This is a genomic window from Streptomyces sp. NPDC059169, assembly GCF_042755225.1.
Lineage (GTDB): Bacteria > Actinomycetota > Actinomycetes > Streptomycetales > Streptomycetaceae > Streptomyces.
Genome location: NZ_JBHZCF010000003.1, coordinates 250,744 through 273,107, shown reverse-complemented (window position 1 = coordinate 273,107; position 22,364 = coordinate 250,744). Strand labels below are relative to the sequence as shown.

Sequence of the window (22,364 nt, the reverse complement as noted above, 5' to 3'; positions counted from 1 at the left end):
CCAGCGCCCCCATCCGGCCCGGACACCGGCCGGCCCGCTGGACCCCGAACCGCCGGACCGCACGGTCCCCGGACCCGCTCATCCCCAACTGCACCGACGGAGAGGACCCCCGATGTCCCCCGAGGCACTCCCGCCATCCCTGTCCCGACGTTCCCTGCTCCGAGCCGGAGGAGCCGCAGCCCTCGGCCTGGCCGCGACCGGCTGCGGTTTCCTCGCCGAGGAGCCCCGCGCCCACCAGGACTCCGAAGAACCGATCAAGGTCAGGCCGGACGGCGACCTGGTCTACTTCAACTGGGCGGACTTCGTCGACCCGTCGATCTTCACGGGATTCCAGAAGGAGTACGGCGTCAAGGTCGTCCAGTCGAACTTCGACTCGATGGAAGGCATGGTCGCCAAGCTCAACGCCGGAAATCGCTACGACATCATCTTCCCCACGGCGAAATGGGCCCAGCGGCTCGCGGCCGGGAACCGGCTCAGGAAGATCGACCACTCCCAGCTGAGGAACGCCGAATCCGTCTTCGGCCGCTACGACTACTTCACCGACCCCTGGTACGACAAGGGCTCCGCACACACCATCCCCTTCACCATGTACAAGACCGGGATCGGCTGGCGGAAGGACAAGGTCGGCGACGATCTGAGCGGCTCCTGGGACGATCTGTGGAACGACCGGGTCAAGGGCAAGGTCTTCGTCCTCGACGACCGCGACGAAGTGCTCGGGATGGCCGCGCTCAAACTCGGGCTCCCCCTCTCCACGACCGACGAGGGCGACCTCAGCCGCATCACCGAGACCCTCCAGTCGCTCCGCCCCCGACTGCGCGGATTCTCCAGTGACAGCTACAACAACCTCCTCAACGGCAACGCGGCCATGACCCAGGCGTGGAGCGGGGACATGGCAGCCATGCTCAACCAGGCCAAGGACCCCTCCGTCCTCGGCTTCGAGGTGGCCAAGGAAGGCGCACCGGTCAACTCCGACTGCTACGCCATCCCCGCCAACGCCCCGCACCCGGGGACGGCGATGCTCTTCATCGACTACATGCTCCGCCCGGAGAACGTGAAGAAGAACATCGAGTACATCGGCTACCCCATGCCGGTGAGCGGCAGCGAGGACACCTACGCGGCGGTCGTCGAACCGTTCCCGCAGTGCCTCGTCCAGGCATCCGACCTCAAGGACGACCTCTTCTTCCGCAACGGCAGCGCGAGTGGCGAGCAGGCCCGTGACACCGCCTGGACCCACGTGAAAGCGGGCTGACATGTCACTGCGCACACACCACGGGGCGTCCCGCGCCCGGGGCGGTCCCTCCGCGGCCGGCGCCCGGCTGTGGACCTGGCTGATGGTGCCCGGCACGCTCTGGATGACGGCGTTCCTCATCGCCTCGCTCGTCCTGGTCGCCGCCCTGGCGTTCGGCACCACCGACCCGCTCGGCAACCCCCGCTTCGGCTTCAACCTCGACAACATCGCGGCGATGGCGGATCCCGCCTACCGGGTGGTCCTCCTTCGCTCCGTCGGCTACGCGCTCCTCACCTGCGTGATCTGCCTGCTGGTCGCCTACCCGGTCGCCTACGCCATCGCACTGCACGGTGGACGGTTCAAGAACCTGCTGATCGCCGCCATCGTCGTCCCGTTCTTCGCCAACTACCTCGTGCGGATGTACGGCTGGTCGGTGGTCCTCTCGGACGACGGTCCCCTCCTCGGAGCCCTGCGTGCCCTCGGGATCGCCGACGGGAACACCAAGATCCTGCAGACCTCGGTCGGAGTGATCGCCGGACTCGTCTACGGTTTCGTCGTCTTCATGATCATCCCGTTGTACGCGGCGATGGAGCGCATGGACACCTCGCTCATCGAGGCCGGACGCGACCTCTACGGGGGTCCGCTGCGGACGTTCCTCTTCGTCACCGTGCCCGCAACGCGACAGGGTGCGGCGGCCGGATGCGTCCTCGTGCTGCTGCCCGCCATGGGCGACTTCGTCAGCGCCCAGCTCATGGGAGGCCCCGACCAGATCATGATCGGCAACCTGATCCAGGACAAGTTCTTCCAGGGCCAGAACTGGCCGCTCGGCTCTGCCCTGACGATGCTGATGATGGCGGTCCTCTTCGTCGGCATGCTCGGTTACCTGCGACGCGCCCGCAAGGACGAGGCGGAGGCGGTCCGATGACGCTGCGCCCCTCCGCCACCACCACCCGCCGGCCCGCCCGCCGCCCGGCAGCCGCCGCACCGTTCCGGCCCCGTCCCGCCCGGGAAAAGCCGGCGCGGCGCCACCGCCGCGGCACCGACCGCAAGCCCCGCTTCGCCATCGCGGTCACCGCCCTGTTCTTCGCCCTCCTCTACCTCCCCATCGGCGTCGTCATCCTCTTCTCCTTCAACTCGCAGAAGTCCCTGACCGTCTTCAAGGACTTCAGCACGCGCTGGTACACGAAGTTCTTCCACGACGACGTGCTCCTGTCCTCGCTCGGCATGAGCCTTCGGGTGTCCCTGGTCGCCATGGTCGGTTCCATGGTCCTCGGCGTGGCCCTCGCCCTCGGTCTGGTGCGCTGCCGGAGCCGCCTCGGCTCACTCGCCGGGCTGATCATGCTCGTACCGCTCATCACACCGGAGATCGTCACCGGCGTCGCCGCGATGCTCCTCTTCAAGGGCATGGGCATCACCCTCTCCAGCACCACCGTGATGCTCGCCGAGATCACCTTCTCCATTTCCTACGTGACGGTCATCCTGCGGTCCCGCATCGCCGCCCTCAACCCCGAGGTCGAAGAGGCCGCGATGGACCTCGGAGCCACCCGCTGGCAGGCCCTGCGCCTGGTCACCCTCCCCGCGCTGCTGCCCAGCATCCTCGCCTCCGCGGTCCTCATCTTCGCCCTGGTCTTCGACGACTTCGTCCTCGCCTACTTCACCACCGGGGTCGACCCGCAGCCCCTGTCGGTCCGCATCTACTCGGCCATCCGGTTCGGCGTCGAACCCACCATCAACGCCGTGGGCACCCTGATGCTCGTCGGGTCCATCGGGCTCATCGCCCTCGCCCTCTTCATCCCGCGCCTCTTCGGCCGCAGAGGCGGCCTCGACCTGCTCTCCGGGAAGTGACACCCGTGACAACCGTGACACCTGGAACACCCACCGACAGCGCCTCCCCGGCGGCCGTTCGGCTCGACGGCATCAGCAAGTCCTACGGCGACTACTACGCCGTCCACGACATCGACCTCGACATCGCGCCCGGCGAGTTCTTCTCCCTCCTCGGCCCGTCCGGCTGCGGCAAGACCACCTCGCTGCGCATGATCGGTGGGTTCACCGACCCCACCGACGGAAGCGTCCTCCTCGGTGGCGAGGACGTCACCGGCCTGCCGCCGGACAAGCGCAACGTCAACACCGTGTTCCAGAGCTACGCGCTCTTCGACCACCTCTCCGTCACCGACAATGTCTCGTTCGGGCTCAAGCGCAAGGGCACCCCCCGCGCCGAGATCCGCGAACGGGTCGGCACCATGCTGGAACGCTGCCAGCTCGACGATCTCGCCGACCGCAAGCCCCGCACCCTCTCCGGCGGCCAGCGCCAGCGCGTCGCGCTCGCCCGCGCCCTCGTGAACCGTCCCCAGGTGCTGCTCCTCGACGAACCCCTGGCAGCGCTCGACCTCAAGCTGCGCCGCCGCATGCAGGTCGAACTCAAGCAGATCCAGCGGGAGGTCGGCATCACCTTCGTCTTCGTCACCCACGACCAGGACGAAGCTCTCACCATGTCGGACCGCATCGCGGTGATGAACGAGGGCCGCGTCGAACAGTGCGGCACCCCCGAAGACGTCTACGAACACCCGGCCAACCGCTTCGTCGCCTCCTTCATGGGCACCTCCAACCTGGTGCCCGGCACCTACCGGGACGGCACGGTCGTCATCGCCGAAGGGCCTTCCCTGCCCGTCGGCACCCGCCCCGGCATCACCGACGGCACCCGCGTCAGCCTCTCCATCCGGCCCGAGAAGATCTGGCTCTCCGACTTCGAACCGGGCATGGCGCTGGCCACCGGCGTCCTCCGGGAAACCGTCTACTCCGGTGCCACCACCACCTACCTCATCGAGCTGGCCCCCGGGATCATCCTGTCGGTCCTGGAGCAGAACACCGCACGCTCCCGTATGGAGGACCGCTGGAGCGGCGGCGAACGCGTCGAGTTCGGCTGGAAGCCCGAGCACTGCCTCGTCCTGGACTGACCTCCCGCCACAGCCGACCCAATCAAGGAACGCTCATGAACCACGACGTGATCGTCCTCGGCGCCGGTCTCGCCGGTCTCGCCGCCGCGCGGGACCTGGCGGCCGGCGGAGCCGACGTCCTTGTCCTGGAGGCCCGTGACCGGGCCGGGGGACGCGTCGAGCAGACGACACTGCCCGACGGCCGGCTCGTCCAACTCGGCGGGGAAGTCGTCGGCAGCGCCCACACCGCCTACCTGGCCCTCGCGGATGAACTCGGCCTGACCCTTGTCCCCAGCTACGTCGCGGAACCGGGACGGATGGTCCGCGCGACCCCCGAAGGGGTTTCCGCCGGAGACCCGCCCCACTGGTTCGGCCCCGGCGACGACGCCTGCCACCGCAAGACCACCGCCGCCTTCACGGCCCTCGCCCGCGGTGTCGACCCCGACGACCCCTGGTCGCACCCCCACGCCGCAGCCCTGGACGCCCTGTCCGTCGCCGAGTGGCTGCGCTCCGAGGGCGCGAGCCCCGCCGTGGTGCGGCTCTGGGAGATCGGTCAGTTGGCGCTGGCGAGCGGGTCGTACGAGCGCACCTCCCTGCTCTCCGCGCTGCGCAAGCACGCGGCGGTCCCCGGCAGCGACGACGCAGAGCCCTGCGAGCCCTACGACTACACCGCCTGGGAGGGGCAGCGGGTCGCGGAGGGTTCCGCGACCGTCGCCCTGCGCATGGCGGACGAGCTCGGGGAGCGCGTGCGGCTGGGCGCACCCGCCCAGGGACTCGCCGTTCGCCCCGGAGGCTGCACCGTGCGGCTCGCCGGAGGGGAAACCCTCACCGCGGATGCGGTCGTCAGCGCACTCCCCGTCGGCCCGCTGCGGCGGTTGGACGTCACCGGGGTCTCCGATGCCCGGCTCGCCTCGTTGCACCGCCAACGGCAGGCGGTCGCCGCCAAGTTCGCCGCCGTCTACGACGAGCCGTTCTGGCGCGGGGCCGACCTGAACGGGCTGTCCGAGTGCGAGGGAGTCCTCGGCAGCACCTGGCCGCAGAACGAGGGGATCCTCTCCGCCCTCGTCCCACCCGAGCGCTACGGAGTCCTCCTCGGCACACCCGATGCACTGCGGGAGCGGGAACTCCTCGCGGACGTCGCACGGCTCTACGGCAAGTCGGCACTCCGCCCGTCGAGCACGTACCTGCGGATGTGGGGCACCGATCCCTGGACCCAGGGCTACGTCACCCAGTGGGTCCCCGGCGACGTGACGGCCGTCGGCCCGCTGCACGGCACCCACGAACCCCCCTTCTACGTCTGTGGATCCGACCAGTGGGTGGCCGGATACATGGAAGGAGCGGTACGCACCGGCCGCGCCGCGGCGGGGGAGGCGCTCGCCCGTGGTTGATGCACGAGACCCCGTCCTCAACCACATCGGCGGCGCGGACCTGCCGGCCGCGTCGGGAGCGGTCACGCAGCTCGTCGACCCGGCCACCGGCCGGACGCACACCACCGCGCCGCTCTCCGCCCGCGTCGACGCCGACACCGCCTGCGCCGCGGCGGCAGCCGCGTACGAACGGTGGTCGACGACCACACCGGCCGAACGCGGGCGTGCACTGCTGCGCATCGCCGACGCCATGGAGGCCCACGCCGACGAGCTGACCGCGGCGGAGTCGGGGGACACGGGCAAACCCCCCGCGCTGTTCCGGGCCGACGAACTGCCGGCGATCACCGACACGTTGCGCTACTTCGCCGGTGCCGCGCGCAACCTTCCCGGTGCCGCCGCGGGCGAGTACGCGGAGGGGCGCACCTCGCTGCTCCGGCGCGAGCCGGTCGGCGTGTGCGCCCAGATCACACCGTGGAACTACCCACTGATGATGGCTGCTTGGAAGATCGGTCCGGCGATTGCCGCCGGGAACACCACGGTGGTCAAGCCCGCGGACACCACACCGTCGTCGACGGCCCTGCTCGCCCGGATCGCCGCCGAGCACCTGCCCCCCGGCGTGTTCAACGTCGTGTGCGGCGACCGTGACACGGGTCGGGCCCTGGTGGCCCACCCGGAAACCCGGTTGGTCGCCGTCACGGGGAGCGTTCGTGCGGGCCGGGAGATCGCCGCCGCAGCCGCCGCCGACATCAAGCGGGTCCATCTGGAACTCGGGGGCAACGCCCCCGTGATCGTTCACGGAGACGTCGACGTGGAGTCGACCGCCTCCCAACTTGCCGCGATCGCCTACTACAACGCGGGTCAGGACTGCACGGCCCCCACCCGGCTGCTCGTGCACGCAGACGTCTATGACGCGTTCGTGGACGCGTTCGCCGCGTACACGGGAGCATTGACTCCGGGGACCGACTTCGGTCCCCTCAACAATGCCTCTCAACTCGCATCGGTCCAGAACTTGTTGAAGCGGCTACCCGGCCACGCCAAGGTTGTTGCGGGTGGTTCGCCGCTGCCGGGACCCGGCTTCTTCCACGAAGCGACGGTCGTCACCGGCGTCCGCCAAGCCGACGAGATCGTCCAGGAGGAGGTCTTCGGTCCGGTCGTGACCGTGCAGTCCTTCACTGACGAGTCCGAGGTTCTCCGGCTTGCCAATGACGTGCGGTACGGCCTGGCGGCGAGCGTGTGGACCAACGATCTCGAGCGCGCGATGCGGGCGACCAGGATGCTGCACACCGGGATCGTATGGGTGAACACCCACGGCACCACCGTCTCCGAGATGCCGCACGGTGGGGTCGGGCACTCCGGCTACGGCAGCGATCTGTCGCTCTCCGGCCTCCTCGACTACACACAGGTCAAGCACGTGATGCTGTAGTCGCGGCCGTCCTGCCGCAGCGCGGGGAGCGGCGGGCGATGACCGCCACGACGGAGGGGGAGGACCACGACATTCGGAGGGCGGTGCGGTGACGGGCCTCTGCCGGCGTCCCGTCACGACGATCGCCGGCGATGCGCGGAGCGAGGAACGCAAGGGCGGAACCGCACCGGTCGGAGCTGCCGCCGGACGTCTCGATCTCGTTCCACAGCCGCCCCGACGAGCACGGTTGACGATGCAGAGCGGTGGGTCACCGGTGACGGCTCGAGGCTCGCCCTCGCCTCGTGCTCCCGGGGCGGTGCCTCCCCTCTCGGGTCCCTGCCCCGCTCGTACGCGCCTCGCCTCACGCTCCCGCGTCCGATGCGATGCGGTCGGCCCTGCCGCGTGCGGCGCGCGCGGAGCGTCGGGCCCGTACGGCCTCTTCCGTGGCCTCCGAGACGCGTGCTGTCGCGTCGTCCAGGGCGCTGCGCGCGGTGTGCTGGAGGTCGTGGACCTTCTTGAGCTCCGCGGCGAGAGCGCGCGCCCGTTCCTCCGCCCGGCGCAGTGCCTCCTCGGCCCGTGCCCGCTCGGACTCGGCCGTGCGCAGCCGATCCGCGCACTCGCGCGCCTGTTCCTCCGCCTCATCGGCGTCCCGAACGGCCGCAGCCAGCAGTCGGCGCTGCTCCTCCGCCCGGCGCCGCTCCGCCTGTTCGCCCCGCGCCGTCGGCGCGGCGTCCCCGCCGGCAGGGGCGGACGGGACGCGAACCGGGGGAGCCGCTCGTCGCCCTGCGCCGGACACGGCCGCGGCAGTGAAACCGACCGGTGGGCTCAACGGTCTGTCCAGGTGACCGGTGGCCCACGCCTCCGCTGCCCGCGGATCTGCCAGGACGGCGCGCAGTGTGCCCTCGACCTCGCGCCGCGCGGGGTCCCCGAGGGCGTGACCCGCGTCGGCCGCCAGCTCCGCCACCTCCCGGGCCAGTGCGCCCACCAGACGGTGCTGTTGGGCGCTGAGCGTGCGCAACTGTTCGCGGTCCAGGCCCTGGTGGGCCTCCCGCAGCCCCTCTCCGAGACGCAGCAGGCCGTTCACCCGGTCCGGCCGGGCACGGACCAGCAGGTTGCTCGCCCATGCCGACAGCGTCGGCCGCCGCAGGGACGAGATCCGGCCGGCGAGTTCACGGTCACCCGCCGTGCGGGCGGCGGCTGCGAGGCGGCCGCGCGCCGCGGTGAACTCCTCGGGGAGCAGTCCGTACAGGTCGTCCTTGACCCTCTGGAGATCCACGGTCCGTTCGCACCTTCCGATTCGAGGGCAGCCACGGTCCCAGGCGGTTCGGCCGGCTCCGGCCGCCGTCCCCGTGGGCTTCGCACCGCGGTGCTGGTGGTCGCCGGTCGCCGGGCCTTCACCGGCGCTCCAGGGCGCCCCGGACGAAGGCCGCCTGGCCTGCGTGCTGGAGGGCGTCGGAGATGACGCTGACCAGCCGGACGCCGAGCGTGACCGGTGGCGACCACGACGCGTCGACGATCCGGTCGAGCGCCTGGCCCTTCAGCCCGCGGACGAATGAGGACGTCTCCTCGTGGACGGCGTCGAAGTACTCGAGCAGCAACTGGCCGGAGTCGACGCGGACGGCCGCCACGTCCTCGCGGGTGTGCCCGTAGCCGGTGACCTCCGGGGCGAAGGGAAGGGCGAACCGGTCCACCCAGCCCTGCGCGAACCACACCTGCTCCCGGCCCGCCGCGTCCGCCACGTGGTCGTCCTGGATCCGCGTGAGGTGCCACACCAGCCACGCGATGGAGTTGGCGTCCGGATCGATCCGGGCGTGGAGGTCCTCGACGGGGAGTCCCCCGACGGCGTCGTGCACCGCCTCCCGGATGCGTCCGAAAGCGTCTGCAAGCACATCTGCGGTGTTCATGGGGGGAGTGAACCGCGCCTCGCACATCACCGTTGTCCCGACACGCTCGGCCGCCGCGGTCGGTCCGCCCGGTGCGTCGGTGACCCGCGCCCCGCGGCGACGGAGGTGGGGCCGGGCTGGTACCGGGCGGCGAGCCGGGACGACCCAGCGGTCGCCGGGTGCCCGGACGTCGGGCCGTGGGCTCGCGGCGCCGATAGGCTCACCGGTCGACCGCAGGGGCGGCGGCGTCCGAGGATTCCGGGCAAGGCTGGATTAGTCCCTCGTCCACCGCCCCGGGCCGGCTCAGCTCGGCGTTGAACTGCGCACCCGTCAACAGGGCGAGATTGGTGAGCCATACCCAGACGAGGAAGACCACCACTCCCGCGAGCGACCCGTACAGACGGCTGTAGCTCGCGACGTGCGTGGCGTACGCCGCGAAACCGGCCGAGGCCGCCAGCCACAACAGAGCGGCGAGCACACCACCGGGCAGCGCCCTGCGCGGCCTGCCCGTGTCCTTCGGCCCGCTGTGGAACAGGACGAGGACCAGGCACGCGGCCAGCGCCAGCATGACGGGCCACTTCACTACCGCCCACGTGGTCGCGCCTGCCTGGCCCATGCCGAGTTCCGCGCCCAGCCGGCGGGCGGGCGGTCCCGAGAGGACGAGCGCGAGTGAGCTGGACATCAGGAGGAACAGCAGCCCGGCCGCGGTCACGACGATGATGTGGGCCTTCCGCAGGGCGGGCCGGGTGTCCGGCACCCCGTGCATGGCGTGCAACGCCCGACGGAACACCGCCAGATAGCTGGACGCGGACCACAGGGCGCTGATCGTGCCCGTTCCGGCCAGCAGCCACACGGCGGTGTGCTCGTGGGCGGCCTCCAGGAGTGAGCTGCGCAGCGCCGTGGCGGAGTCGGCCGGGGCGATCGAGGCGATGTCCGCGATGAAGGAGTCCGTGGCCTGGGCATTGGCTGCTCCGACGAGTGCCACGGTCACCAGGAGGGCCGGCAGCAGCGCCAGGATCGCGTAGTAGGTGAGCGCCGCCGCCCAGTCCGACACGTCGTCGTGCCAGATGGCGATCGGCGTGCGCCGCAGGGCAGCCCGGAAGCGGGCGGCCCGGGGCGACCGTCCGGCCTGCCGGAGGGTGCTGGGCAGCACCCTGGCTGCTGTCTTGCTCAACACGACGGACTCTCCGGTGGCCGTAGGGACAGGGGGACGATGCGGTGCTCCTGGCGAGGAGGTCGCGCAGGAGTCCGCATGCCGACTTGCTCCTGCCCCTGCTCACCCGGGCCGTACACCTGCGATCGGCGGGGCCGTCGCGCGGGCGGCGTCTTCGGTCCGGTGCCCCCGCGCCGGTCGAACCCTTCCCCCGTACGGTTCGGGAAGGCTCCGCGGTCGGGGCGCCCTGGGGCGAAGAGCAGGAGCGTCCCGCAAGTATCCGACGGTGCGGGCGGGCACCCGTCCGCACCCCCGTCCCGGTCCCTGCCGCGCCGGCCCCCAGCTGTGCCACCCGCGCTGGTCCGGCCCGCTCCCGCAGTGCTCAACCCCGGGTTCGTGACCGCGGGATCCGCATCGGCGCCGCACGGGGTGCGTCGGCCGTGACCAGTATCCGGGAACGCGTCACCCGGGGCTCAACGCCGTCGCACGGCTCGTGCGGCGACCGTCGTGGTGTCGTGTGGCGTTGCCGTTCACGGCTGCACACCCGTCGGATCCGCACGGGCGCGTCGCGAGGGGAAGAGCCGGAGCTGGTTCTCCGGCTTTCCCGCCGGACGTCGGGGCCGGTCCGTGCCAGCGGCGCGACGGCCGTGTCGACACCGGAAGTCCGCCGTGCCGATGGCCGCGGAGTGCGGTGGCGGGCGTTCCCCGGCGGCGCGTCGAAGAGGCGGGACGCCGGTTCCTGCCTGCCGAACGGTCCTTTCCGAGTGGCGGTCGGACGGGCGTGCCTGCTGCGGTACTCGCGGAAGCGCTCAGGCCGTGCCGACGACCGTGCCCGCGGTGACGGTTCCCGGACGGCGCGTTCCGTGGCGAGGTGAGGGGAGTCCGGGGACGTAGGAGCCACTGCCGCAGCACTTCGCTCCCGTGCACGGCCAGGCGTGCGGGGCGGGGGCAGCTCGTCCGTGCCCCGCGGATGCGGAATCTGCATCAACCACTTGTCCCGGCAGGCTACTTGTACGATCAAATACTTCCCCTCCGGGGTGATCATCTGGCATCTTGCGTCCACCACTTCCCACACTCGGCCCGGCTGGTGCCCCAGCACCACCGAGCCACCCGGAGGACTCATTGCTTTCCCTCATATCGAGCCGCCTGAGACGTTCCGTCACCGCCGCCGCCACCCTGGGCGCGGCCGTCGCGCTCGTGGTCCCCGCAGGTGCCGCCCACGCGGCGCCGGACGCGCACACCGGAGCCACCGCCCCCACGGTGTCCACGGGGACGTGGGCCGCCGGAACCCGGGCCTATCTGGTCATCACCTCACCGGGCGACACCTCGGCCGTCCGCGCCGCCGTCGCGAGCAACGGCGGCACGGTCTTCGCCTCCTACGACGCGATCGGTGTGATCGTGGCGCACTCGACGTCCGCAGCCTTCCCGGGCGCCATGCGCGGCGTCAGCGGCGTCCAGCAGGTCGGTGCCACGCGGACCTCGGACGTTCCCGCAGACGCCTACAACCCGGCGCTGCCCGCCACGCCCACGCAGTCCACGACGACCCTCACCGAGAGCAACCGGTGGGACATGACCCAGATCAAGGCCGACAAGGCCTGGGCCGTGACCACCGGCTCCCCCTCCGTAAAGGTCGGCGTCCTCGACACCGGCGTCGACGACCTGCACCAGGACATCGCGCCCAACTTCAACGCGGCCGACTCGGCCTCCTGTGCCTACGGCAAGGCCGACACCCGGCCCGGTGCCTGGCGCGACGTCGACGAGCACGGCACTCACGTGGCGGGCACCATCGCGGCGGCCAAGAACGGCAAGGGAGTCGTCGGCGTGGCCCCCGGGGTGAGGATCTCCTCCGTCCGGATCGCCGAACCCAACTCCACGTTGTTCTTCGCCGAGAACACCATCTGCGGCTTCATGTGGGCGGGTGACCACGGCTTCAAGGTCACCAACAACAGCTACTACACGGACCCGTGGCAGTTCAACTGCCCGGACGACGTGGACCAGGCCGCCATCATCGAGGGCGTCAAGCGCGCCCAGGAGTACGCGGAGCGGAAGGGATCACTCCAGGTCGCCGCCGCGGGCAACTCCAACGTCGACCTGGCGAACAAGCGGACCGACACGTCGAGCCCCAACGACTCGACCCCCGTGACCCGCACCCTCACCAACGCGTGCATCGACGTGCCGACCGAACTGCCGGGCGTGGTGACCGTCGCCGCCATGGGCAAGGGCAACGTGAAGGCGTCGTACTCCAACTTCGGTCGCGACATCATCGACGTCGCCGCTCCGGGCGGCGACGGTGCGTACGGTGTCTACTCCACCCTCCCGGGCGGCAAGTACGGGAACTTGAACGGCACGTCGATGGCCTCACCACACGTCGCCGGCGTCGCTGCGCTGCTGGCCAGCACCAACCCGACGGCCACCCCGGCCGACCTGAGGGCCAAGCTCGCCGCACAGGCCAACGACACGGCGTGTCCCTTCGACAGCCGGTGCACCGGCACGACGGCCAACAACGCGTTCTTCGGTGAGGGCCAGGTCGACGCCCTGAAGGCGGTGGGCAGCACCCCGCCGCCCGGTGGCTACTTCGAGAACACCGCGGACGTCGCCATCAACGACAACACCACGGTGGAGTCCCCGATCACCGTGACCGGCGTCAGCGGCAATGCCCCGGCGGCCCTGAAGGTCGGCGTGGACATCAAGCACACCTACCGCGGTGACCTCGTGATCTCCCTCGTGGCCCCCGACGGCTCCGTGTACCTGCTCGAGGACTTCCCGAACGGCGACAGCGCGGACAACGTCGTCACGTCGTACACGGTCAACGCCTCCTCCGAGGTGGCGAACGGCACCTGGAAGCTGCGCGTCAGCGACCAGGCGTACCAGGACACCGGCAAGATCGATTCCTGGAACCTGACCTTCTGACGCCTCGTGTGCACACGCTCCGGGGGCGGTCCCACAGGGCCGCCCCCGGAGCCGTGCGTCGCCCGAGTCGCGTTCCACCGCCGAGCGGCCGGACGGACGACTGCACGGCACGACACGTGGATGGCCGCGCCGTGGGACGGGGCAGACAACGGCGGACCACGGGAGGGGAGCACCACACGGGCACGCTGCTCCTGGTCGCTTCGGCCGTCGCCGCCATCTGGGTCGTCGTCAGGGAACCGCTGTGGGCCGGGAGGCGCGCCGCCGGTCTCGGCGTCACCCGCACCGGTGGACGGGGGCCGCGAGACCGTCCACGCGGACCCGCGATCCCGAGGCTTTCGGACGCGTGAGGGGAGCTCCCGCCGCGGGCGGGTCCAGCCGATCCGTCCGCTACCGAGCGGTAGTCAACGCACCCGATCTCACCGGTGCACAAGGGTTCCTTTCCAGCCAGCACGGCGCGTACTGTCCAGGTCCCGGCACTCGCCCGCCGGGACTCGCGGTGCACCTCCCCCCTTGCGCACCGCTGCGAGACCCCGCCCGCGTCATCGCGGCGGGGCCTCGCCACGTCGTCGAACGCGGCCGTGTCCCGCACGGCGTCGGCCCGCCCGACGAGGTGCCGGAGCCCGACGAGGTACCGGCCGGGCCGCCCCCTGCGCCAGCCGTGACTCGGCACCCGCCCGTACGTTCGGAACCAGGGCGTCCATCGGACGCCGTGTCTCCCGCATGCCGCGCGTGTTCCGCAGGGCCGGGCCGGGCCGGGCGCGGGGCACCGGTGGTCCGTGGTGGGAGACGGGAACACGGTTGCCGGGTGGTCGCGGAGCACGGGCGTCACCTGAACCGGGCCGGCCTGTGCACACGGGCGCCGCAACCCACGGCGGCCCGTGCGGAGCTCCGCGCGGAATCTGGGCCGACCGCGTTCCGGGTGCTGCGCCCGCGGAGTTCCGCGGGAGGGCGCCCGGGTGAAGCTCGCCCGCAGACGTTTCCGGGCGTCCCGGACGACGGCATGTTCCCTTGCACCAGAGCTGCCGGCAGCGATCGAACACGCATCGGAGCGCCACCGGATTCCGGCCGCAGCGCGGGGCGCGGTCTGCTCCGGACCGGAGTCAACGTGACGCACACCGATCGTGTAACGACTTCCGACGTACGGCCGTGACACGGCTGACGGATCACCGAGAAGCGCCGCTCGTAGCTTCTGAGGCCCATCCGCTCACCCACGAACCGGAGCCCCAACCATGACGCGCACCACCGTGACCTCCCCCCGTCGCACCACCAGGCCGCTGACCGCCGCCCTCGCCGGGGCCCTGTTCCTCGGCCTGCTCACCACCGCCTGCGGACAGCAGGGAAGGACCGCTGGTTCTTCCGGAGTCGTCAGCCGCACCGAGAGCGTCGCCAGCACAGGTGCCACCCCCTACGTCGTCAACCACTACGGCGAGGAGAACACCGACGCGGGACGCGCCGAGCGCAGCCCCAAGACCCTCGTCCTGTCGGAGTTCACCACCATCAGCGACGTCACCTGGCAGGAGTGGGGAGCGGAGCGGGCCGTGGGCACCGGTGGGGTCACCGGCACCTGGTGCCTGGATGCGTGCGTGGACCAGCCGCTGAAAGCCACCGTCACGCTCTCGGACCCCACATCGGTGGACGGGAAGGAAGTCTTCTCGGCCTTCCGGCTGTCGCTCACGGTGAAGGCCGGAGCGTACGATTCCGAAGACCTCAGGGGCAAGCGCCCACTCGTGACCCACTGATGTGAAAGGCGTTCGATGAGCAAGCCGACGGCCGCGGCCGCAGTCCTCGTGGTGGCGCTCGCGGCCCCGGGAACGGCCGGCTGCGGTACCGGCGGCGGCCCGCACGTCCAGGGTCCCGCGCCGAGCGCCGACCGGAACACCAAACCCGTCTACGTCTCCGACACCATGGGCAACCCGCTGAGCCGCCCCACGGGCTTCGGCATCACGGAGCACGCCTCGCTGTCCGAACTGCGCTGGCGTGCCTGGGGCGAGGAACGGGCCACCGCCACCGGGAGGGTGAGCGGCCCGTGGTGCCTGCCGGATTGCTCGGACAGCGGATACCCGGCCAGTGTGGAACTCACCGGACTGGAGGGCCGCGAAAACGTCGCCTACTACACCCACGCCGTCGTCCGGTCCTCCCACCTCCCGGTGGAGCAGGCGGCCGAACTGCACGACCTCCGCCTGCCCGTCCCCAACTGACCCCGAGGAGTGGCCCACATGACCGAGGTACTGCTCGTCGAAGACGACGCGCTGCTCCGTGAGGCCACCCAACTTTCCCTGGAACGCTACGGCTACGCCGTGCGCACCGCGTCGGACGGACTCGCCGGCCTGGCGCACTTCCGCGACCGGGCGCCGGACGTGGCGGTGCTCGACGTCATGCTGCCCCACCTCGACGGGGTCAGCCTCGTGCGCCGCATCCGGGAGGAGAGCAGGGTGCCGGTGCTGATGATCTCGGCGCGCACCGATCCGGTGGACGTCGTGCTCGGCCTGGAAGCGGGTGCCGACGACTACCTCACCAAACCGTACGACGTCCCCGTACTCGTCGCCCGCATCCGCTCCGCCTTGCGCCGCGCCACGGACTTCGCCCATGGCGGTCGTCGCGCCGACCGGTCGCTCCTGCGGTTCGGCGACCTCACCGTGGACCCGGCATCCCTCCAGGTCCGCCGGGGGGAACGGCTACTCGAACTCACCCCCACCGAACGCAAACTCGTCATGGAGTTCGCGGCGAGTCCCGGCGTCGTCCTGTCGCGAAGCACCTTGCTGGAGCACGTATGGGACTACGCCTGGGGCGGTGACACCCGTGTGGTGGACGTCCACGTGCAGAGGCTGCGCGCCAAGATCGGCCGCGACCGCATCCAGACCGTCCGCGGCTTCGGCTACAAGCTCGCCCCCTGACCACCATGCGGACCGGACCCCGGACGACCGCCGTGAGGCCCGCCGTCGGGCTGCGCACCAAAGCCGCACTCGTCATCGCCGGCACCGCCGCGGTCATCGCCGCCCTCATCGGGATCCTCGTACACCAACGCACCGCCGAGAACCAGCGGCAGAACGTCGCCGGCCTCGTGGACGCACAACTCCTCGACGCAGCCGACGACTACGCCGCCGGCATTGACAGCGGTGCCCTCGTCAACCCTACGGACCTGCCGGCCGAGTTGCGCCGGACCGTCACCGACGCCCCGGTACGGGCCACCTTCCTGCAGGACGCCGGCGACTCCCGGGACGCGGTGATGTGGGCCGCCGCCAAGACCGGGGACGACGTCCTGGCCGTACGGCGGTCCTACGCCCCCCAGGCCCGTGCGCTCGCGGACCTCGACCGGGTGCTGCTCGGCTCCGGAACGGCGGCCGTCGCGTTCGGCTGTGTCCTCGGTGCTGCCGTGGCCGCCGGAGCGGGACGTCGCATCGCGGCCTCCGCCCGCACCGCGCAGCAGATCGCCGACGGTGATCTGACGGCCCGGGTCCTGCCCAGCGGCACGGACGAGATCGCTCGGCTCGGCGCGGCGGTCAACACCATGGCCGACGCCCTGAGCGCCCGTCTGGAGGCCGAGCGCCGGGTCACGGCGGACATCGCCCACGAATTGCGCACACCCGTGGCCGGCCTGGTCACGGCGGTTGGCCTGCTGCCACCCGGACGTCCGGCCGACCTGGTGAGCGGGGGCGTCGACGTGCTGCGCCGACTGGTGGAGGACGTCCTCGAGGTGGCCCGGTTGGACGTTCCTGGCGTCGAACGGGCACAGACGGAGCAGGTTCCGGTCAGCACGCTCGCCCACCGGGCTGCCGCCGCGGTGGGCGCGGGCACGGAGGTCAGGGTCCGTGGCGACGCGGTGGTCGAGACCGACCCCCGCCGGGTCGAGCGCATCCTGGCCAATCTGATCGGCAACGCCCGGCGACACGGTGCCCCGCCGGTCCTGGTGGAGGTGGACGCGACCGCGGTGCACGTCAGCGACGAGGGTCCCGGCTTCCCCGAGGACCTGCTGGAGCACGGGCCACGACGCTTCCGCACGAGCGCCCGTGAACGCGGCACGGGTATCGGCCTGGGGCTGACCATCGTCGCGGGCCAGGCGCACGTGCTGGGCGCTGCGGTGACATACGAGAACCCTCCGACGGGAGGAGCCCGGGCGACCCTCGACCTGGCGCCGGACGTCGGTCGGGTGCCCAGGAGCTGACGGGCCCACGTCCTGTGGTGGGGACACGGGTGGTGACCACCGGCTTCGCCTGTGCCCGGCGGTGGTTCCCCGCCCGTGTGATCGGCGGGACTGACAGGCGAGGGGCCGCGTTTCCGTGCGCTGCCGACGGCTCGTCGGGCCGGGACGGCACCACCGCACGGGGACCGGGACGGCCGACCACCGCACGGTGGGGGCCAGGCATGGTGAGGCCGGGTCCTCGTCCTGCGTCGGACGGTCCGGGCCCGTTCCGAACGGGGAGCCGGCGAAGCACCGGGCGTCAGCCCTGTGCGGTGTTCGAGGGACGGCGTCCGACCGGCCCCGATCACGGTGAGTCTGCCCTCGCTGCCCTCGTGCTCGGTCTCCGCACCGGTTCAGCCGGGTTGGGATTCGACCGCGGTCTCCGCGCGCCCGAACACCGGCGCGAGCACCAGCTGGGCCGCTCCTTCCGCGACGCGGTACGCACTGCCTCCGGCGGGGGCCACGAGTACCTGGGTACGCGAGGGCAGGGCGGCACGCACGCCCCGGACGAACTCCGATTCGTCCGCTGCCACCACACGGCCGCCGAGCAGCACCTGGTCGATGTCGAGCAGCTCGGCGAGGTTGGCGATGCCCACGGAGAGCACCCGCGCGGCCTCCCCGACGTCACCGCGGTCCGCGGCAGCCAGGCACACTGCCTCGATGCACCCGTGCTTGCCGCACGCACAGAGGGGTCCGTCCAACTGGACGACCTGGTGGCCGAATTCCCCGGCCCCCGTCCGAACTCCCCGGTACAGGCTCCCGTCCAGGACGAGGCCCGCACCGATCCCGGTGCCGAGGTGAAGATACGCGAACGATCCGCTCTCTCCCCGGAGCAGGATCCCGAGGGCCGCGGCATTGGTGTCCTTGTCCAGGACCACCGGCAGCCCGAGCCGGGCGGCGATCTCGTCACGCAGCGGGTACCCGTTCCACTCCGGGTAACCGGTGACGCGACCGGGAACCCCGGCACGGTGGTCGAGCGGCCCGGGCATGGCGACCCCGACGCCCAGGACCCGCGCTCCCGCCCCCACGTCCGCGGCCGTGTCGCTCGCCGAGCCCGCAGGTTCTCCTGCGGTGCTCTTCAGATAGCCGGCGTTCACGGGGTCCGCGTGCAAGGAGTCGCTCAGCAGGGCCCGTACCTGCTTGGCCACCTGCTCCGTCACCGCATCGGGGCCGGCCCCGAGATCTGCGGAGACCGCGCGGGTCGCGATCTGGGTACCGGCCAGATCCAGCAGCACCGCCGTCAACTCGTCACGGTCCAACTGCACGCCCACCGCATACGCCGCAGAAGGGACCAGCCGCAGTGCCGTGGGCGGCTTGCCCCCGGTCGAGGCGCGCCGTCCCGCTTCCGTGACCAGGTCCTGCTCCCGCAGCCGGGCGGTGATCTTGCTGACGGCCTGCGGGGTGAGTCCCGTGCGTTCCGCGACCTCCAGGCGGCTGATCCCCTCCTCGCCCGCCGTACGCAGCAGGTCCAGCACCAACGCCGCGTTGTGATTGCGCAGCGAGGGGAGGTTCGCTCCCGGCCCGCCTCCCCAGCCGACCGCCGCGGAACCGTCCGCGTCGTCGCCGGCGGCTCCGATGGCCCTGGCCCAATTCACCCTCACGCCTCCCATTGTGCTCTCTGCTCACCGTTTGGCAACAGCGTTGCTTAAGTGTGCGGGGGTGCGGCGCCGGGCACATGGGCGGAACCACGCGTGCGGGGGTGCCGAGCCGCGCGTCGCCCGTGATCAAACGGTCGTCGGGCGCCTGGTCCGTCCACGGCGGCGTCCCGCCCCTTCCCGCTTCCTCTCGCCGCCACGATCGCCGGGTCCGCTCCCGCCCCGGTCACGCGCGCCGCCGGCTTCGGGACCCCCCGTCAGTGGTCCCACCCCGGCATCCTGCGTGACGGAGCGCCGGGGAACGGCGCTCGCAACCGCAAGCGGCGACTCGGGCGCCTTGTACCCGGGCGTGCGGTCCGACTCCCTCTCCGTGGCCCCGCGCGCCCTCCACCGCTTTGCCTGCTTCTGGTGAGCTTGCTCCGGTTCGGCGGACATTCGAGATCAGGGGTTCGTCCCCGGGAGGGTGTCCACCATGTCACCAGGCGCCTGGGGACCAACCCCGAAGGCGGCTGGCTGGATCCTCGTACCACCGCGGAACTCCTCAGCCACGACAACATTTCGCAGCTGTCGTGGACCTCGGCCGAGGACGGGAAAGCTGCCGTCAGCGCAGCCGAACGGCTCGCCGGCGCAGACGGACGCGTGGTGATGGAGGCGTACTCGCGTGCACGTCAACTTCCGCCCCGGCCCGCGCGGGCCCTCCAGCCCCCTGCGGGGACCTGTGGCCCCTTCTGCTCCGTGTCAGCACCCACCACTGTGAGGGCATCACGTCGTCCTGGACTCGGAGGTCCCCAGATGTCCCGCACTGTCACCGTCGGCCTCGACGGTTCCCGAGAAAGCATGGCGGCCGTCGACTGGGCTGCGCGTGAGGCGCTCGCGCGCAGCCTGCCGCTGCGGCTCGTCCATGTCTGGGACATCGAGCCGGATGTGCACACGCCGCTCATCAGCCCGGACAAGCGGCGCCATTGGGCCGAGCGCACTCCGCGCAAGGCCGCGGAGTGGGTGAGCAAGCACCACCCCGGGCTCGAGGTGGAGACGGCACAGGAGTGCGGGGATCCTGCCACGATTCTCTGCGAGGCAGCCGAAGAGGCCGCTTTGCTGGTCCTTGGGTCCCGAGGGCTCGGCGCGATCACCGGCTTCGTCGCGGGGGCCGTGTCCTTGGCCGTCGTCGCCCGTACTCGCCACCCCGTCGTACTGGTCCGGGGCCAAGAGCCGCCGGTGCCGTCCAGCGTGCCCCAGGCGGTGAGCGGCCCCGTCGTCCTCGGAGTGGACATCTCGCACCCATGTGACGAGCTGCTGGAATTCGCCTTCGCCCACGCTGACCGTCACGGGGCCGGGCTGCGCGTGGTGCACAGCTGGAACTTCCCGCTGGCTTGGGGGCCGGATGCGGCAGCAGCCGCCGCCGTACTCAAGGGCGAGCTCGAGGGGGCGAAGGCAGACGCCTTGGCTGCGGTGCTCCTGCCGTGGCGGCATAAGTTCCCTGAGGTACAGGTCACCGAGGAATCCCGCCTCGGCCGTCCCACCACCGACCTGCTGGCCGCAGCACGCGGTGCCCGTCTCGTCGTGGTCGGGCGCCGCAACCGTACGTCCTCGATCGGTACGCACACCGGGCCGGTGACACATTCTGTCCTGCATCACTGCGCGGCTCCGGTCGCCGTGGTGCCGCACAACTGAACGACTCGTCAGAACGGCGCCGCTGCCTCGTGTCCTGGCAGCGGCGCCGCACGTGTCGGCGTGCCGAAGCCCAAGCGTGGATGGGCAGTTTGCCCAGGCATCGCTGTGCGGCGCCTGCAGATCACTGACAGCCGGGACCCAAGGCCCGGTGTCGCTGCCCCGCAGGGTCGGTCGGCGGTGAGTTGGACTCTTGAGGACCTGCGCCGGGGCTTCGGGAGCGGCGAGCGTGGACCAGGAGGGCGCCGCCGGATCCGGCCGTGGGCGCCACGTCGACTGTTCTGAGGCAGCGATGACCGTGGTGCTCCGACGACGAAGAGGCCGTCGACGGCCTGGCAGCCTTCGTCGCCGGGCTCGACAGTGCCGAACGCGTCGGTGTCCCGCCCTTCCACCGACTCGGTGTCCCCGAGTACGAAGCCCTCGGCATTCCGTTCCCCTTGCGCGCCACGCCCGCGCCGGATGCGCAACTCGTGGAGCGGGTCCGAGGACAGTTCCGCGCCCACGGCCTGCAAGCGGACTGACGCATCGCCCGGTCGGCGGCGGCGCAGGGCCGAAGGTCCCGTTCGGCCCGGCGACCGGGTCAGGGGCGACAGGTCCTGTACGGCCTTTGCGTGGGGACTGTTGCCGTCCGTCTCCGCACGGTCCGCATGGCAGGGTCAACTCATGGCCGAGGCGCGGTCCGGCGGCCGCCGGACCGCGCGGCGAGAGCCTCACTTCGCGCCCGAGCGCAACAGACCCTCCAGCGTGCCGAGGAGCACTATGTCCTTTCATGTCGATTCCGAGACCGGCAGGCTCAAACAGGTCATCCTGCACCGGCCCGACCTGGAGTTGAAGCGGCTGACCCCGACGAACAAGGACGCGTTGCTCTTCGACGACGTCCTCTGGGTCAAACGAGCTCGGGAGGAGCACGACGCCTTCGCCGACACCCTGCGCGACCGCGGAGTCCGTGTTCACCTCTTCTCCGACCTGCTCACCGAGACCCTGGCTCGCCCCGCCGCCCGCACCCTCGTCCAGGACCGCGTCTTCGACGAGCGGGACTTCGGCCCGCTCGCGACCGACCGTATGCGTGTGCTCTTCGACTCCCTGGAACCGGCCGAACTAGCCGCGTGCCTCATCGGCGGAGTCACGAAGAGGGAGTTGCTCGGGCGCATGGGCGCCGTGCCGAGTGTGCGGCTGCACGCCATGGCGCCCGACGACTTCGTACTGGCCCCGCTTCCCAACCATCTGTTCACCCGCGACACCTCGTGCTGGGTGTACGACGGCGTGAGTATCAACCCGATGAAGAAGCGGGCGCGGCGCCGCGAGACTGTTCACTTCGAAGCGATCTACCGGCACCATCCCCTCTTCGAAAAAGGAGAGTTCCAGCGGTGGACGGACGGGGAAGCTGCCTATCCGTCCACCATCGAGGGCGGCGACATCCTGGTCATCGGCAACGGCGCGGTTCTCGTCGGCATGAGCGAGCGCACCACCCCGCAGGCGGTGGAAAGGCTGGCCCTGCGCATGTTCGCCGGAGGCTCCGCGCGGTGCGTGGTGGCACTCGACCTGCCCAAGAGCCGCAGTTTCATGCACCTGGACACGGTGATGACCATGCTGAGTGGCGATACCTTCATCCGCTACGCCGGGCTGGGCATGCTGCCGTCCTCGACGATCGAACCCGGCCTCGGTGGCCAAGGCCTGAAGATTACCGACCACGTGCCCGAGGAGATGGACCAGGCCATCGCGAACGCCCTCGGTCTCGATTCCATCCGGGTGCTCACGCCCAGCCAGGACGTCCGCTCCGCGGAGCGGGAGCAGTGGGACGACGGCTGCAACGTACTGGCCGTGGAGCCCGGTGTCGTCGTGGCGTACGAGCGCAACGTCACGACCAACACGCATCTGCGCAAGAGCGGTGTCGAGGTCGTCACCATCCGGGGCAGCGAACTCGGCCGGGGCCGCGGCGGCCCGCGCTGCATGAGCTGCCCGATCGAGCGCGAATCGGTCTGACGCACAGTCAGTCTTCCTTCCCAATGACCCTCACTCGTCGAAGAGAACCAAGGAGTCGTGCC

17 protein-coding genes are annotated in these 22,364 nt (G+C 71.2%); 13 read left to right on the top strand and 4 right to left on the bottom strand.

All coding sequences use genetic code 11. The features are described 5' to 3' along the window. Window positions 1-112 precede the first annotated feature (112 nt). The 6 genes from ACFXOM_RS07425 to ACFXOM_RS07400 are packed head-to-tail and all read left to right on the top strand — an operon-like array spanning window position 113 to window position 6,951. A complete protein-coding gene (locus ACFXOM_RS07425) occupies window positions 113-1,249 on the top strand; it encodes a spermidine/putrescine ABC transporter substrate-binding protein (RefSeq protein WP_384928221.1) in 1,137 nt (378 codons plus the stop codon). Window position 1,250: 1 nt separating this feature from the next. Further along, window positions 1,251-2,153 (top strand): ABC transporter permease, encoded by a 903-nt coding sequence (locus ACFXOM_RS07420; RefSeq protein WP_384928218.1) that lies wholly within the window; start codon window positions 1,251-1,253, stop codon window positions 2,151-2,153. Continuing rightward, window positions 2,150-3,073, top strand: coding sequence for an ABC transporter permease (locus ACFXOM_RS07415; RefSeq protein ID WP_385037284.1), 924 nt, complete (start codon window positions 2,150-2,152; stop codon window positions 3,071-3,073). The genes ACFXOM_RS07420 and ACFXOM_RS07415 overlap by 4 nt, the downstream gene beginning before the upstream one ends. Then, entirely contained in the window at window positions 3,070-4,182 is a 1,113-nt protein-coding gene (locus tag ACFXOM_RS07410) for an ABC transporter ATP-binding protein (protein ID WP_384928212.1), read from the top strand. The genes ACFXOM_RS07415 and ACFXOM_RS07410 overlap by 4 nt, the downstream gene beginning before the upstream one ends. 35 nt (window positions 4,183-4,217) lie before the next feature. After that, complete coding sequence (locus ACFXOM_RS07405; protein WP_384944912.1) at window positions 4,218-5,549, top strand: flavin monoamine oxidase family protein; 1,332 nt, start codon at window positions 4,218-4,220, stop codon at window positions 5,547-5,549. Beyond that, window positions 5,542-6,951 (top strand): aminobutyraldehyde dehydrogenase, encoded by a 1,410-nt coding sequence (locus ACFXOM_RS07400; RefSeq protein WP_385037281.1) that lies wholly within the window; start codon window positions 5,542-5,544, stop codon window positions 6,949-6,951. Before ACFXOM_RS07405 ends, ACFXOM_RS07400 begins: the two co-directional genes overlap by 8 nt. A gap of 340 nt (window positions 6,952-7,291) precedes the next feature. Here the strand turns inward: ACFXOM_RS07400 and ACFXOM_RS07395 are convergent, their stop codons facing one another. The 3 genes from ACFXOM_RS07395 to ACFXOM_RS07385 all read right to left on the bottom strand — a co-directional run bounded on the left by ACFXOM_RS07395 (window position 7,292) and on the right by ACFXOM_RS07385 (window position 9,987). Then, on the bottom strand, window positions 7,292-8,206 hold the full coding sequence (locus ACFXOM_RS07395) for a hypothetical protein (protein ID WP_384928204.1): 915 nt from the start codon (window positions 8,204-8,206) through the stop codon (window positions 7,292-7,294). 118 nt (window positions 8,207-8,324) lie between these two features. Beyond that, entirely contained in the window at window positions 8,325-8,834 is a 510-nt protein-coding gene (locus ACFXOM_RS07390) for a DUF664 domain-containing protein (protein ID WP_384928202.1), read from the bottom strand. 199 nt (window positions 8,835-9,033) lie between these two features. Further along, window positions 9,034-9,987 (bottom strand): YihY/virulence factor BrkB family protein, encoded by a 954-nt coding sequence (locus ACFXOM_RS07385; protein WP_384928200.1) that lies wholly within the window; start codon window positions 9,985-9,987, stop codon window positions 9,034-9,036. A gap of 1,101 nt (window positions 9,988-11,088) precedes the next feature. On the opposite strand from ACFXOM_RS07385, the gene ACFXOM_RS07380 reads away from it, so the two are divergent. The 5 genes from ACFXOM_RS07380 to ACFXOM_RS07360 all read left to right on the top strand — a co-directional run bounded on the left by ACFXOM_RS07380 (window position 11,089) and on the right by ACFXOM_RS07360 (window position 17,038). Then, on the top strand, window positions 11,089-12,876 hold the full coding sequence (locus tag ACFXOM_RS07380; RefSeq protein ID WP_384928198.1) for a S8 family serine peptidase: 1,788 nt from the start codon (window positions 11,089-11,091) through the stop codon (window positions 12,874-12,876). 1,229 nt (window positions 12,877-14,105) lie between these two features. Further along, entirely contained in the window at window positions 14,106-14,615 is a 510-nt protein-coding gene (locus ACFXOM_RS07375; RefSeq protein WP_384928195.1) for a hypothetical protein, read from the top strand. Window positions 14,616-14,630: 15 nt separating this feature from the next. Further along, the gene (locus tag ACFXOM_RS07370; RefSeq protein WP_384928193.1) at window positions 14,631-15,074 is read left to right on the top strand and encodes a hypothetical protein; all 444 of its coding nucleotides are present in this window, start codon (window positions 14,631-14,633) and stop codon (window positions 15,072-15,074) included. Window positions 15,075-15,092: 18 nt separating this feature from the next. Beyond that, entirely contained in the window at window positions 15,093-15,770 is a 678-nt protein-coding gene (gene cseB / locus ACFXOM_RS07365; RefSeq protein WP_385037278.1) for a two-component system response regulator CseB, read from the top strand. 5 nt (window positions 15,771-15,775) lie between these two features. Then, entirely contained in the window at window positions 15,776-17,038 is a 1,263-nt protein-coding gene (locus ACFXOM_RS07360) for an ATP-binding protein (protein ID WP_384928188.1), read from the top strand. Between the two features lie 371 nt (window positions 17,039-17,409). Here the strand turns inward: ACFXOM_RS07360 and ACFXOM_RS07355 are convergent, their stop codons facing one another. Then, window positions 17,410-18,666, bottom strand: coding sequence for an ROK family protein (locus ACFXOM_RS07355; RefSeq protein WP_385037275.1), 1,257 nt, complete (start codon window positions 18,664-18,666; stop codon window positions 17,410-17,412). A 777-nt stretch (window positions 18,667-19,443) separates the two neighbouring features. Between ACFXOM_RS07355 and ACFXOM_RS07350 the strand changes: the two genes are divergently transcribed. After that, on the top strand, window positions 19,444-20,322 hold the full coding sequence (locus tag ACFXOM_RS07350) for a universal stress protein (protein ID WP_384928182.1): 879 nt from the start codon (window positions 19,444-19,446) through the stop codon (window positions 20,320-20,322). Window positions 20,323-21,078: 756 nt separating this feature from the next. Then, complete coding sequence (locus tag ACFXOM_RS07345; RefSeq protein WP_385037272.1) at window positions 21,079-22,302, top strand: arginine deiminase; 1,224 nt, start codon at window positions 21,079-21,081, stop codon at window positions 22,300-22,302. The last annotated feature ends 62 nt before the right edge of the window (window positions 22,303-22,364 follow it).